Below are 12,995 nucleotides of genomic sequence, written 5' to 3' on the forward strand. Positions count from 1 at the left end.
GCCGCCGCACAGTCCATCTCTGCCCCGCGCTCCGCCTTCGGCGCGTTCTGTGGATCTGCCTGAGGAACCCGGCCGTGACCTATGTCGTCACCGAGAACTGCATTCGCTGCAAGTACATGGATTGCGTCGAGGTGTGCCCTGTCGACTGCTTCTATGTCGGCGAGAACTTCCTGGTCATCCACCCCGACGAGTGCATCGATTGCGGCGTTTGCGAACCGGAATGCCCGGCCGAGGCCATTCTGCCTGACAGCGATGACCGTGCCGCAGACTGGGCCGAGGTTAACCGCGAATATTCTCAGGTCTGGCCCAACATCACCCGCAAAGGCGAGGCTCCCGCCGATGCCGAGGAATGGAACGGCAAGCCGGACAAGCGCGCGCTGCTGAGCACCAATCCCGGCAAACCCTGAGGCACCCGGCCGGCTTGTCCGGCAAGGTGACGCTGCCGCCTTTTCGTGATAGGTTCCGCCTTGGTGACGGTTGCGGGCCAGCGGGCTCGCACCATTTCCCATGGTCATACGCTGCCGCGTTCGGCCCGGGGGCGGAAGGCGGACAATGATCCGCAGCACGCCCGGCACCGGCGCGGCCTCTGTGACAGACTTTCGCAGGAGTTGAAAGCGGAATGAAGCCACCCGCCGGCGCGAAATCCTCCCCTCCGGCCGCCGCCCGGCGCGGCATGGCGGAAAGCCAGGAACCCTCGCCGACCGAAAGCGTCGCCGCAGGCCCCGCCCGTCCTGCCCCGCCGCCCAAGCCACTCGGCAACCGTGGCGAGGAGTTCAAGGCCGGCGACCATGTGGTCTACCCCACCCATGGCGTCGGGCAGGTGCAAGGCATCGAGAGCATGGCGGTGGCCGGCACCGAGCTCAAGGTGATCATCGTCACCTTCGAGGAGAACCGCATGACCTTGCGGGTGCCGCTGAACAAGGCGGCCTCCGCCGGCCTCCGCAAACTCGCTGGCACCAACATGATGGGCGAGGCGCTTGAAACGCTGAGGGGCCGCGCTCGCATCAAGCGCACCATGTGGTCCCGTCGGGCCCAGGAATACGAGCAGAAGATCAACAGCGGAGACCCGGTGCAGATCGCCGAGGTGGTGCGGGACCTGCACCGCAATGCCGGCCAGCCTGACCAGTCATTCTCCGAGCGGCAGATCTATGAGCTGGCGATGGACCGCCTGGCGGCCGAGGTCGCGGCCATCGACGGGACCGACAAGAACGGCGCCATGAACAAGCTGCTGGAGCATCTCAAGGGCTGATCCGCCCTGGCAAGCGCGCATGAAAAAGCCCCGAGAGGCCGTGCCTCCCGGGGCTTCGTCGTTCCGGGGCGCCGGATCGAACCGGCGCCTCGTCACCGCTCTGGCCGCATCAATCCTGCTGGCGGACGCCCATGAACTGCAGCAGCAGCTGGAACAGGTTGATGAAGTTCAGGTACAGGCTGAGCGCGTCGAACACGCTGCGCTTGGCGGCGATGTCCGTGCCCTCAGCATAGGCATACTCGACGTAATCCGCCTTGATCCGCTGGGTGTCGTAGGCAGTGAGGCCCACGAACACAACGACGCCGATCACGCTGATGGCGAACTGCAGAGCCGAGGAGCCCACGAACATGTTCACCAGGCTCGCCAGAATGATGCCGATCAGGCCCATCATCATGAACGTGCCGAGCTTGGTCAGGTCCGCCTTGGTCGTGTAGCCGTAGAGGCTGACGGCGGCGAACATGCCCGCGGTGATCACAAAGGTCGTGGCGATGGAGGTGCCCACATACACGGCGAAGATGTTCGCCATGGACGCGCCCATCGTGGCGCAGAACAGCCAGAATAGCCCCTGCACCGCGCCCTTGCTCATCCGGTTGATGCCGAACGACAGGGCCAGCACGAAGCCGAGCGGTGCCAGCATGGCGACAAAGCCCAGAATGGTGGGCGAGGTCGCGGCGCCGCGCGGTGTCATGACGCGGGTGTAGAACAGGTCGGCCGCGCCGGTGTTCGCGATCAGGTAGGCGACAATGGCGGTCAGCAGCAGACCGGACGCCATCCAATTGTAAACACGGAGCATGTAGCTCCGCAGGCCTGCGTCGATGGCAGCCGCATCGGCGGTTGCCGTGCGGCCCCACCCCGTCATGCCGGTCGGGTAGCGGTAGTCAGGACCAGATGCCATAGGGTTGAGAACTCCTGACGGCGCGGAGGATCCGCGCAGATCACGGCTTAATATGGACTATTCGTAATCTGTTTCAATGGGATTCCCGCATCGGTCGCGTCCAGTATTCGCGATGTGCCGCCGAAGCCTCGTCTTCCAGGCACGGGCCGATGATCCCGGGCGGGTGGTCAGCTGATTGCAACACGGCACGGCAGCTGAGGGAAAGGCCTTTTTCCCCTTGTTCGCGGCGCAGCCGCAAGACGGCATTGAGCGAAAAGCCATAAACCACGCGTCCGATGCCACTCTCGAAGATGGCGCCGGCGCACATGGGACAGGGCTCAGCCGAGCAGTAAATGGTGGCACTCGCCAGGACCGACCGCCCAGTGCCAGCCGCCTCCAGCGCTCGGAGAGTGTTGATTTCCGAGTGCTCCAGCACCCGGGTGGAACTGCCACCGGAACCGCCTTCCGCCAGAATACGTCCGCCGGCGCTGGCCACCACGGTGCCGAAGGGGCGGTGACCCTGCTCCCGCGCCTGCTGCGCCAATTTGAAGGCGCGACGCAGCAGGTTTTCGTCGATCTCGGTTAGGCTATCGGTCATGTCAACTTAGCGTGATTTTCCCACGCCCGGTGATACAACCTCAGACTGAATAATGAAACCTCAGCACAACCATTTCTTGCCGCTCATTCATTCCGCAGCAATGGCGCGGCCCTCGCTCGCAGGGCCAGTGCCGTGCCGGCATAGCCCAAGGCCAGCGTCAGCAAGGTGCAGCCGATCACGGTGATCCCCAGGGTGAACGGAAGAAACACCCAGTCCGTCCGCATAACGTAGCGTGCTACCGCCCAGCTGGCCAAGGTGCCGCACAGGGCGGCGATGCATCCGGCCGTCACGCCGAGCAGCCCAAACTCCACCAACCAGGCCCGGCGGATCTGCGCCCGTGTGGCACCGACTACCTTCAACACCACCGCATCGCGCACGCGTCCCCGCTGCCCGGCCGCCATCGCACCCGCCAGAACAAGGGCACCGGCCGCCAGCGTCACGGACGCCACCGCCGAGATCGCCGTACCCATCCGCTGCAGCAGACCCGCCACAGCTTCCAGGGCATCCCGGACCCGGATGCCGGACACGTTGGGAAAGGCATCCGTTACAGCGCGCAAGGTAGCAGAATCCCGTGCCGCATCGCCGCGCAGCGTTGCGATGTGGGTATGCGGCGCCGCCGACAGCAGCCCAGGCGACGCGATCAGGGTGAAGTTCAGCCCCAGCCCCTGCCATTCGATCTGACGGGTCGAGGCTAGCTTCAGCGGCACCTCGCGGCCCAGAACATCGACGGTGATCTCGTCGCCCAACGCCAGTCCCCAGCCCGCGGCCAGCCTCTCGTCCAGCGACAGCAATGGCGAACCGTTATAATCCGGCGCCCACCATTCGCCGCGCGACAGGCGGGTGCCTTCAGGCGGGCTGGCGGCATAGGTCAGGCCGCGATCGCCCTGAAGGGCCCAGCGCGTTTCCTCGCTGACCACCGCCTGGCCCACCGGCACCCCTTTGATCGACACAATGCGGGCCCGGAGCGACGGCACGCGCCGGACCTCGGTAACGCCGGGCTGCGCCCTCGCCACAGCGTCGAAGCGTTCCGCCTGATCGCTCTGGATATCAATGAAGTAGAAATTCGGCGCCTGGTCCGGCATCTGCCCCTGGATCTGCTGGCGCAGATTGCCTTCGATCATGGCGATGGCCGACAAGGTCGTCAGCCCGATGCCAAGGCTGACCAGCATCAGCGCGGTGGGCGCACCGGGCCGGTGGAGATTGGCCAGCCCCAGCCGCAGCGAAGGCCGGCGCACGCCGCGTAGCCGCCGCGCAAAGGCGGCCAGTCCCCAGGCACCGAGCCGGAACAGCAGCAACGTGCCAATCGCGGCGCCGCAGAAGCCGAGCGCGAAGCCACGCTGCTCGGCTGTGCCGACCACCAGCGCCACCAGGGCCAGTACGGCGGCACCATTGGCGAGCAGCAGCGACAGGCGCGGCCATCCCGCACTGCGCTGCACCGCGTCGCGGAACAGGGCGGCACCGGGGATCTCGCGCGCCCGGCCCAGCGGCCAGAGGGCAAAAACCAGCGCCGTCAGCATGCCATACAGCGCCGCCTGCGCCAGCGGCAGGGGGTAGATCCCCAGCCGCGGTGGCACCGGCAGCACGGATGACAAGGCATGGGCACCCAGCACGGTAAGACCCTGCCCGGCGACCAGCCCGATCAGGATGCCGAGCGCCGACAGCACCATGACCTGAATCAGGTAAGTGACGAAGATCAGTCGGGCGGGTGCGCCGAGGCAGCGTAACGTGGCGATGGTGCGCGCCCGCTGGTCGAGCCATGAACGCACTCCGGTGGCCACGCCGATGCCGCCCACCAGCAACGCCGTCAGTCCGGCCAACGTCAGAAAGGATGCCGCACGGTCCAGGAAGCGGTTCACCCCTGGCGAAGCCTCGGCCGCCGAGCGGATGCGCCAGCCGCCGTCGCCCCGCTCGCGCAGGCCGCGCGCGAAATCCGCCTCCGAGGCACCGGGCGGCAGGGCGATGTTGTACTGGAACTGCACCAGCGATCCGGGCTGGATCAGCTGCGTGGCCGCCAGGTCGCCCAACTTGATCATGGCGCGCGGGCCAAGGATGGCGGGGCTCGCCACCTTGTCGGGCTCCTGCGCTACGGTGCCGGCATAGCGCAGCCGAGCCTCGCCCAGCCGCACCGTGTCGCCATGCGCGAGACCGAGACGCTCGGCCACCAGCGGATCGAGCGCCACGGCGCCCTTCGGCAGCGCCCCTGCCGGCTCCAGTGCCAGTTCGCCGTAGAGCGGGTAGCTGCCGTCCACCGCCTTCAGCTCCACCAAGGTCCGTTCGCCGGAATCGGCCACGGCCATGGCCCGCATCTCGACGATCTCGGCAAGGCGTGCGCCTTGCCCGGTGATCCAGTCCCGCACCGGCTGGGGCATCGGCCGGTAGGACATGGCCACCTGAAGGTCACCGCCCAGGATGCGGCTTCCGTCAGCGGCGAGGCCCGCCTGCGTCGCCGCGCGTAGCGTGCCCACGGCGGTGATGGCAGCAACACCCAGCGCCAGGCAGGCCAGCACGATGCGCAGCCCCTTGATGCCGCCGCGCAGCTCGCGCCGCGCGAAGCGGAAGCCGAGGGCCAGTGTCTGCATCATGCGCTGAGTTGTCCGTCGGACATGCGGATCTGCCGGCCGCAACGCCCCGCCACCGCCGGGTCATGGGTGATCAGCACCAGCGTCATTCCAAGTTGCTCGCGCAGGCCGAACAGCAGGTCCATGACCTTCTGCCCCGTGGCGCCGTCGAGGTTGCCGGTGGGTTCGTCCGCCAGCAGCAGGCGGGGCTCGGCCACCACCGCGCGGGCCAGAGCGGTGCGCTGCTGTTCGCCCCCTGAAAGCTGGCCGGGATAATGATCCAGCCGGTGGCCAAGACCGACCCGCTCCAGCGCCGAGCGCGCACGGTCGAAGGCGTCGCGACGTCCGGCGAACTCCAGCGGCACGGCAACGTTCTCCAGCGCCGTCATGGTCGGCACCAGGTGGAAGGACTGGAACACGATGCCGAGGGTGTCGCGGCGGAACCGCGCCAGCGCGTCTTCGTCCAGCCGGGCCAAATCCTCCCCCGCGACGTGCAGCGTGCCGCCTGAGGGTCGCTCCAAGCCCGCCAGCAGCATGAGCAGGCTGGTCTTGCCGGAGCCGGACGGGCCGACCAGCCCCACCGCCTCGCCTTGTTGCACCGCAAGATCGACTCCGCGGAGGATGTTGACCTCACCCCCCGCCGCCGCCACCTTGAAGGTGAGACCGCGGGCCTCGATGAGGGTCGTGTCGCGATGCCTCCCCTTGGGGGGGCCTGCAGCGGGGGATCGGATGGCATTCGGCGCGTCGAACATGCAGGGCAGATATGGCCGAAGGGACGTGCTGCTAAGGTCTGCGCTCGGTATCGGGATAATTCTTTCGTTGACGCCGTCCGCTTCGGGCCAGACCGGGGCGGCGGGCGGACCTCCGCGGATCATGATGCTGGGGGATTCCATCACCGCCGGATATGGGCTGCCGCGCGAGCAATCCCTGCCCGTTCGCCTGCAAGCGGCGCTGGAGACTGCCGGAACACCGGCCCAGATCGTCGCGGCCGGCGTTTCGGGGGACACCACCGCCGGCGGTCGTTCGCGTCTGGACTGGGCCCTGGCCGACAATCCCCGGGCGGTGATCGTGGCACTGGGCGGCAATGACGGGCTGCGTGCGGTGCCTCCTGCGGACACTTATGCCAACCTGAACGACATCATGACCAGGCTGAAGCAGCGCGGCATGCCCGTGCTGCTGGCAGGCATGCTGGCGCCACCGAATCTGGGGGCGGATTACGGCCGAGAATTCCGGGGCACCTTTGAGCGGCTGCACCGGGAACACCCCGAAGCGGTGTTCTATCCCTTCCTGCTGGACGGTGTGGCGGGCGAGGAATCGCTCAACCAGCCGGACCGCATCCATCCCAATCCGCGCGGGGTCGAGGAGGTGGCACGTCGCATGCTCCCCTCCGTGCAGGAGCTTCTGTCCAAGGTGCAGGGAGGTTGACCCGCCATGCCACGATTGTTCGTTGCCCTGCCCATACCGGAGCAACTGCGGGAAGAGCTGGCCGGCCTTGCCGGCGGCATCCAGGGCGCCCGCTGGGTGCCGCCCGAGAACTACCACCTGACGCTGCGCTTCATCGGCGAGATCGAAGGTTGGCAGGCCGATGAAGTGGATGAGGCTTTGGCCTCCATCCGCGCCCGCCCCTTCGAGGTGCAGCTCGCCGGGTTGGATCTGTTCGAGAAGGCGGGGCGCCTGACCTCGCTGCATGTGAAGGTGGAACGGGGCGAAAGGCTGCTGCACCTTCAGTCCAAGGTCGAGCAGGCGTTGCAGCGCGCCGGGCTGCCGCCGGAGCGTCGCCGCTTCGCGCCCCACATCACCCTGGCCCGGACCGACAAGGCAGCCCCCGACAAGCTGATCGGCTTCGTCCAGGCGCACAATCTGTTCCGCCCGAATCCCATGCAGGTAGAGCATTTCCGCCTGTACTCCTCGCTGCTTGGCAAGGAGCAGGCGCATTACGAGCCCGAGGTGGATTACCCGCTGGAAGAGCCAGGCGCTTCTCCGGCGCCGCTGCCGCGCCAGGCGAGGTTCTGAGGCAAGCGGGCCCGGCGGCCGGACCCGCTTCCGGCCGAGCCTGTCCCGCCAAGCTCTGCCCATCAAGGGCTTCGCGCAGGCTGAAGCCCGCGACGGGTGCAGCCCGGTTGGTCTGGATCATGAACAAAGGTCGAGGGTTTGACGGCCTGCCGGCCGTGCACCACCCTGGACCACATGGCTAATCCTCCGCTCATCATCCTCACCGGCGCCGGTATTTCCGCCGAATCCGGCCTGGCGACCTTTCGGGGTCATGGCGGGCTCTGGGCCGGGCACAAGGTGGAAGATGTGGCGACGCCGCAGGCCTTCGCACGCGATCCCGAGATGGTGCATGGCTTCTACAATGCCCGCCGTGCCCAGCTACGCGACCCGGCCGTGCAGCCCAACCCGGCCCACCATGCCCTCGCCCGGCTGGTCGCCGCCTGGCCAGCCCCGGCGCTTCTGGTGACGCAGAACGTGGACGACCTGCATCACCGCGCCATGCCCGACCAACTTGACAGGCTGCTGCCGATGCATGGCTCCCTCCGCCGCATCCGCTGCACGCGGTGCAGCCAGGTTGCCGACTGGGAGGATGATCTCGCTACCGACACCCCCTGCCCCGGCTGCGGGAACACGGGGGGTCTGCGGCCCGATATCGTCTGGTTCGGCGAGATGCCGATGGGCATGGACCGGATCGAGGCTGCGCTGGAGCAATGCCGCCTTTTCCTCTCGATCGGCACTTCCGGCCTGGTGTATCCAGCGGCCGGATTTGTGGCGGCCCTTTCAGGCGTGGCACGGACGGTGGAACTGAACCTGGAACCCAGCGCCGGCAGCCACCTGTTCGATGAAGCGCATCACGGACCAGCCACCGAGGTAGTGCCGCGCTTTGTCGATGCCTTGCTGGCCTCATTGCGATGATGCCGGCGGAGTTGCCGGAAGCAGGAGCGGAGGACCGGCTTCGGAATTCCGCCGCGGCGGCCCGGGCCTGCACCCTTTGCGCCGCGCATCTGCCGCTGGGACCGAACCCGATCTTCCGGACCAGCACGGAAGCCCGGCTGCTGATTGTCAGTCAGGCCCCGGGAACCCGCGCGCATGAAAGCGGCATTCCGTGGGAAGATGCCTCGGGCGACAGGCTGCGCGACTGGCTGGGGCTGGACAAGCTCCGGTTCCATGACCCGGCGTTGGTCGCCATTCTTCCCACCGGCTTCTGCTATCCCGGGCGCCTGCCGCGCGGCGGCGATGCCCCGCCGCGTCCCGAATGCGCCCCGTTGTGGCACAGGCGGTTGCTGGAGCCCATGCGCGCCATCCGGCTGACCCTGCTGATCGGCCGGCATGCCGTTGGCGGATGGCTCGGCACCGCGGCGGCCGGGCGGCTGGAACACACCGTGCGGAACTTCGCCACCCATCTGGAGAACGGACTGTTCCCACTGCCGCATCCCTCCTGGCGCACGCGCGTCTGGGCGGAGAAGCGCCCCTGGTTCGCGGCGGAAGTGTTGCCGGCCTTGCGCCTAGCGGTGGCCACGGCGCTGGCGAAGCCCAGCACCCTGGAGGATATGGCCGAGAACAGGGGGGGCGTCAGCCCTCGTCTTCCAGCCTCGTGATCTCTTCGTCGGAAAAGCCAAAATGGTGGCCGATCTCGTGCACCAGCACATTGCGCACGAGGCGAAACAGGTCCTCGCCAGTTTCGATCCACTCCACCAGGATGGGCTCGCGGAACAGGAAGATCATGTCCGGCTCAGCGGGCACGGCCAGATGTGTCTTTTCGGTCAGGGGAACGCCGCGATAAAGGCCGGTCAATTCCCAGGGATGCTGAAGCTCCATGGCTTCCAGCGTTTCCTCGTCGGGAACTTCCTCGACCAGGATGGCGGCGCCGCGCACCGCCTCGCGCAGTTCCTCCGGCAGCGCCGAGAAGGCAGCTTCGGCCATGGATTGCAGATCTTCAAGAGTGGGCGGGTGATTGAACTGCATGGCGGCATTCTACGCCGGTTGCCGGCCGGGCCAAAGCCCGGCGGGACCCGACAGGGCGGGTAGCGGCCCGGAGGCCGCTACCCGGCGTCTCAAGGGGTCGCGCGGGGCGCGGGATCGGTCGGGCTCGGGGTCGTTCCGGTGGCGCCGGGTGCCGGAGCCGTGGTGCCGGCCGGGCGCGGATTGCTCGGCGTGCCACCCTGCTCCATCACCATGCCGCCGCCCATGTAGGCGCCGTCATTGTTGGCGCGCCGCGCATTGCCGCGGCCGGAGCGCCGGTTCTCATCCACGGGGGTGCGCACCTCTGGATTGTTCCAGACCGGGCGACCGAGGTTCACGTCATCGGCTGAAGTGGTCGCACCGGTGACCGCGCCCGCACCACCGCCGATCAACGCACCGGCAGCCGCGCCCACCGGACCGCCGAAGGCACCGACACCGGCGCCCGTTGCCGCACCAGCAGCCGCTCCGCCCTGCACGCGGTCGCGCTCATTCGTTCCGCAGCCAACCAGCGTCACAGCCAGCGCAGCCACTCCGAGCATCCTGAGTTTCATGGGCCCTATCTCCCTCGTTGCGGTAGCCGGGGAACGCTTTGAGAAGGCCAAAGGTTGTGCTGCCGGTTGGATTGCCGACTGCATTTTTTACCGATCGTTAACCTGCGGTCGCCACATAAACACGCAGGTCGTCCGCCTCCTGCTCCGCCTCGGCAATACGCGCCTTCACCAAATCGCCGATCGAGACCATGCCACCCAAGGCACCATCCGGCATCAGGACAGGCAGATGCCGCACGCGCCGCCCCGTGACCATGGCCAATGCTTCCGTTACCCGGGTTTCCGGCGTCACGGTGTGCAACACCCGGGTCATCAGCTCGGTCGCCTTCAGCCGCACGGTTTCGGCGCCACGCTCAGCCATGGCCCGCACCAGGTCCCGCTCGCTGACGATGCCTAGCACGGTGCCCGCCTCATCACGCACCAGCACGGCGCCGATACGGTGCTGAGCCAGGGTCTGCACAACGCTCATCGCGTCATCGTCCGGCGCGACGGACACCACCTCCGTTCCCTTGTTGCGCAGGATACGGTCTATGCTTGTCATGGCAGCTTCCTTTCCCAGGCCCGCGGGCTCGCGCGGCGGTCGCCGGTTCCAGGCAGCAGGACCTGCGGCCGGAGCGTCGCCTTGCCCGTCATGATTGCAGCCAAGTCACGATGTGGCCGGGGCGAGGCCAAAGTCCAGGCTTTTCGGGTGGTTGGAAGGCCGCCTCAGCCATATGCCAGCAAGCGTTCCGCTTCCGCTGCCGCACGGTGGATAGCCAGCACGAAGACCTGCCGATCACCGCGTGCCAGCCCGTCAAGGTCAGCACCCAGGAGAAAGGCCAGAGCGCCGGCGGCGCCGGGCTGCGGCAGCGCCGTCGTCAGCCCCATCAGCCGTCCGTCGCCATCGACCACCGGTCCGCCGGAATAGCCCATCAAGGCCCCCATGCGCGCCGTAAAGCCCCGGCCGAAGCCAGGCATTTCGGCATCCGGCGCCTCCACCCGGCCCTCGGCAACCGCATGGCCAAGACCCGGCGCACCAGCCGCCCAGACAGCCTCTCCCGCCCGGGGTGGCGCGGTGGCGGCTTCCGGCGCGGCCAGGAAGCCGCTGGGCACACGAAGCAGCGCCAGGTCCATGCGGCGGCTACGCCCGGCGAGGCTTGCCTCCACCACTCTGCCATCGGCCCGGCGCAAGGTGGCGCCGTCGCTATCCAGCAGGTGGGCACACGTCATGACGTGTTCGGCATCAAAGCCCACAGCCGCGCCCCGCACCGTTCCGCCACGGCTCAGGGCCGCGAAGCCAGTGGCCGTGATGGCTTCGGCAGGGGTGCCGAGAGCGGCGCGGGAAGCAGACGCGGCGCAGCCGGATAAGAGGGCGGGGACGCCGATGGCGCAGGCCAGCAGCCTGCCGGCTCCCCGTCGCATCACGTCCCGTCGGCCCACGACCCTGCCCATCGCACGCACTCCCGGCCCCAACCTCGTTACATCAACTCAAGATTGAGGATCGGGGCCCAACGCCTTCAATACATGGATTGAATTGGCTGTGAAGCCATTTCGGCTCAGGATGCGGCTGGAATCCTCAACGAGGCGTAAAACGGGTGTCTTCCGCGCCCGAGGTTTCTTCGCCAAGGGTTTCTTCGGCAGGAGACGACTCGACCAGTTCGTCGGCTTCCCGTTTCAGGCGCAGGTAGGAGCGGAAGGAAAAGGGCAGCATGCCGCAGTAGATCAGCCCGGCCGCCGCCAGCGCCGCCCAAGGCTCGCTGACCAGCAGTGCCGCATAGGCACCGATCGACAACAGCAGCGGCAGCACATATTCACGCCGCACCTTGAAGTTCTTGAAGCTCCAGGTTGGCAGGGTGCTGACCAGGGCCAGAGCCACCGCGATCAGCAGCAGGCCGACAAAGGCGGGGTGCCGCACCGCCTCGGCCATGCCGTCCCAACCCCAACCCTGAAACGCCAACGAGGCGAAAACCGGGAACATGGCGAGCACCGCGCCGGCCGGAGCCGGCACACCGGTGAAGAAGCTCTGCGCGAAGGCTGGCTTGGGCGGCGGCCCCGGCAAGGGCACTGGCCCGGCATCCAGCGCGGCGTTGAAGCGTGCCAAGCGGAGTGACATGCAAACAGCGAACATCACACAGGGCACGAAGCCCAGCCCGCGATAATCGTGCATGGTCCAGAGATACAGGATCATGCACGGCGCCACGCCAAACGACAGGAAGTCGGCGAGGCTGTCGAATTCCGCCCCAAATCGGCTGGTGGCCTTCAGCAAACGGGCCAGCCGCCCGTCCAGCCCGTCGATCGCACCGGCCAGGATGATGAGGCCAGCCGCCGGCTCCCATCGCTCGTCCAGCGCGAAGCGCATCGCCATGAGCCCGGCGCACAGCCCCAGCAAGGTGAGGATGTTGGGGATCAGCCGATTGAAGGACTGACCCTGAATCCGTGCCCGCCTGCGGGGCATGAGGCGCAGGCGCCGCCGGGTGGACGGGATGCGGGACGGAATGTTCATCAGAGGGCGGAACCCATGGCCCCGCCGGGGGTTGCGTGCACCACCGCAGGCGGTGGCAGTTCGGCAATCACCGTTTCGCCGCCGATCATCAGCTGGTGCTCCGCCACCAGGGGCTGCAGCCCGACCGGCAGATAGAGGTCGGTGCGGCTACCGAAGCGGATGATGCCGAAGCGCTCTCCGGTGCCGATCTGGTCGCCTTCCCGCACGTCGCAGATGATGCGGCGCGCAATCAGTCCGGCAATCTGCACCACGCCCAGATCCTGGCCATTGGTCAGGCGCATCGCCAGGGCGTTGCGCTCATTGTCCTCACTGGCCTTGTCCAGGCTGGCATTAAGGAACTTGCCCGGTCGGTAGGCGATGCGGGTGACCGTGCCGGCGGCTGGTGCGCGGTTCACATGCACATCCGCCACCGACAGGAAGATCGCGACACGCCAGCGGGCCTCGGGTCCAAGGCCCAGCTCAGCCGGCGGCACCATCGGCTTCACGCTGACCACGCGCCCATCGGCAGGTGCCACGATGACCGACCTGACCGGCGTGACCCGGTCCGGATCGCGGAAGAAGTAGAAACAGAATGCTGTAAAGGCGGCACTGAGCCAGAACAGCCAGGAACCGAGGAGGAGCCCCCCGATCACGGCCACGGCGGCACCGCCGATGATGAAGGGCTTGCCGGCCGGATGCGGGGGGGCAAGGACCAGTTTAAGGCTTTGGATTAGGGCCATGATACCACCGGTT

General features: G+C 67.5%; 16 protein-coding genes. 6 read left to right on the forward strand and 10 right to left on the reverse strand.

What is annotated here, in order from left to right; translation table 11 throughout:
- Positions 1 to 74 precede the first annotated feature (74 nt).
- Together fdxA and ACFOD4_RS15810 are read left to right on the forward strand one after the other, a co-directional pair.
- Positions 75 to 407, forward strand: a complete 333-nt coding sequence (fdxA, locus tag ACFOD4_RS15805) for a ferredoxin FdxA (RefSeq protein ID WP_379597918.1) — start codon at positions 75 to 77, stop codon at positions 405 to 407.
- A gap of 212 nt (positions 408 to 619) precedes the next feature.
- A complete protein-coding gene (locus ACFOD4_RS15810; RefSeq protein WP_379597919.1) occupies positions 620 to 1,249 on the forward strand; it encodes a CarD family transcriptional regulator in 630 nt (209 codons plus the stop codon).
- A 109-nt stretch (positions 1,250 to 1,358) separates the two neighbouring features.
- On the opposite strand, the gene ACFOD4_RS15815 is transcribed toward ACFOD4_RS15810, so the two are convergent.
- The 4 genes from ACFOD4_RS15815 to ACFOD4_RS15830 form a co-directional block, all read right to left on the reverse strand.
- The gene (locus tag ACFOD4_RS15815; protein ID WP_379597920.1) at positions 1,359 to 2,144 is read right to left on the reverse strand and encodes a Bax inhibitor-1/YccA family protein; all 786 of its coding nucleotides are present in this window, start codon (positions 2,142 to 2,144) and stop codon (positions 1,359 to 1,361) included.
- 73 nt (positions 2,145 to 2,217) lie between these two features.
- Entirely contained in the window at positions 2,218 to 2,721 is a 504-nt protein-coding gene (locus tag ACFOD4_RS15820; protein ID WP_379597922.1) for a nucleoside deaminase, read from the reverse strand.
- A gap of 83 nt (positions 2,722 to 2,804) precedes the next feature.
- Positions 2,805 to 5,303: an ABC transporter permease gene (locus ACFOD4_RS15825; RefSeq protein ID WP_379597924.1), complete on the reverse strand. Its 2,499-nt coding sequence runs from the start codon at positions 5,301 to 5,303 to the stop codon at positions 2,805 to 2,807.
- Positions 5,300 to 6,031 (reverse strand): ABC transporter ATP-binding protein, encoded by a 732-nt coding sequence (locus ACFOD4_RS15830; protein ID WP_379597926.1) that lies wholly within the window; start codon positions 6,029 to 6,031, stop codon positions 5,300 to 5,302. Before ACFOD4_RS15830 ends, ACFOD4_RS15825 begins: the two co-directional genes overlap by 4 nt.
- Positions 6,032 to 6,098: 67 nt before the next feature.
- Between ACFOD4_RS15830 and ACFOD4_RS15835 the strand changes: the two genes are divergently transcribed.
- The 4 genes from ACFOD4_RS15835 (at position 6,099) to ACFOD4_RS15850 (ending at position 8,869) form a co-directional block, all read left to right on the forward strand.
- A complete protein-coding gene (locus ACFOD4_RS15835) occupies positions 6,099 to 6,704 on the forward strand; it encodes an arylesterase (RefSeq protein ID WP_379597928.1) in 606 nt (201 codons plus the stop codon).
- Positions 6,705 to 6,710: 6 nt separating this feature from the next.
- Positions 6,711 to 7,292 (forward strand): RNA 2',3'-cyclic phosphodiesterase, encoded by a 582-nt coding sequence (gene thpR / locus ACFOD4_RS15840; RefSeq protein WP_379597930.1) that lies wholly within the window; start codon positions 6,711 to 6,713, stop codon positions 7,290 to 7,292.
- Positions 7,293 to 7,466: 174 nt separating this feature from the next.
- Positions 7,467 to 8,186 carry an NAD-dependent deacylase gene (locus tag ACFOD4_RS15845; RefSeq protein WP_379597931.1) on the forward strand — a complete coding sequence of 240 codons (720 nt, stop codon included), beginning with the start codon at positions 7,467 to 7,469 and terminating at the stop codon, positions 8,184 to 8,186.
- An 11-nt stretch (positions 8,187 to 8,197) separates the two neighbouring features.
- Entirely contained in the window at positions 8,198 to 8,869 is a 672-nt protein-coding gene (locus tag ACFOD4_RS15850) for a uracil-DNA glycosylase family protein (RefSeq protein ID WP_456316900.1), read from the forward strand.
- Here ACFOD4_RS15850 and ACFOD4_RS15855 read toward each other — a convergent pair.
- From ACFOD4_RS15855 to ACFOD4_RS15880, 6 genes are all read right to left on the reverse strand, one after another.
- Positions 8,844 to 9,236 (reverse strand): metallopeptidase family protein, encoded by a 393-nt coding sequence (locus ACFOD4_RS15855; RefSeq protein ID WP_379597933.1) that lies wholly within the window; start codon positions 9,234 to 9,236, stop codon positions 8,844 to 8,846. The genes ACFOD4_RS15850 and ACFOD4_RS15855 overlap by 26 nt on opposite strands.
- Before the next feature lie 89 nt (positions 9,237 to 9,325).
- Positions 9,326 to 9,784, reverse strand: a complete 459-nt coding sequence (locus ACFOD4_RS15860) for a hypothetical protein (protein ID WP_379597935.1) — start codon at positions 9,782 to 9,784, stop codon at positions 9,326 to 9,328.
- Between the two features lie 97 nt (positions 9,785 to 9,881).
- Positions 9,882 to 10,322: a CBS domain-containing protein gene (locus ACFOD4_RS15865; protein WP_379597936.1), complete on the reverse strand. Its 441-nt coding sequence runs from the start codon at positions 10,320 to 10,322 to the stop codon at positions 9,882 to 9,884.
- 164 nt (positions 10,323 to 10,486) lie between these two features.
- Positions 10,487 to 11,212, reverse strand: coding sequence for a trypsin-like peptidase domain-containing protein (locus ACFOD4_RS15870; RefSeq protein WP_379597938.1), 726 nt, complete (start codon positions 11,210 to 11,212; stop codon positions 10,487 to 10,489).
- 124 nt (positions 11,213 to 11,336) lie between these two features.
- Entirely contained in the window at positions 11,337 to 12,263 is a 927-nt protein-coding gene (locus ACFOD4_RS15875; RefSeq protein ID WP_379597939.1) for a CDP-alcohol phosphatidyltransferase family protein, read from the reverse strand.
- On the reverse strand, positions 12,263 to 12,982 hold the full coding sequence (locus tag ACFOD4_RS15880; RefSeq protein ID WP_379597941.1) for a phosphatidylserine decarboxylase: 720 nt from the start codon (positions 12,980 to 12,982) through the stop codon (positions 12,263 to 12,265). The genes ACFOD4_RS15875 and ACFOD4_RS15880 overlap by 1 nt, the downstream gene beginning before the upstream one ends.
- Positions 12,983 to 12,995 lie beyond the last annotated feature (13 nt).

This window comes from Teichococcus globiformis, assembly GCF_042646265.1.
GTDB classification, from domain to species: domain Bacteria; phylum Pseudomonadota; class Alphaproteobacteria; order Acetobacterales; family Acetobacteraceae; genus Pseudoroseomonas; species Pseudoroseomonas globiformis.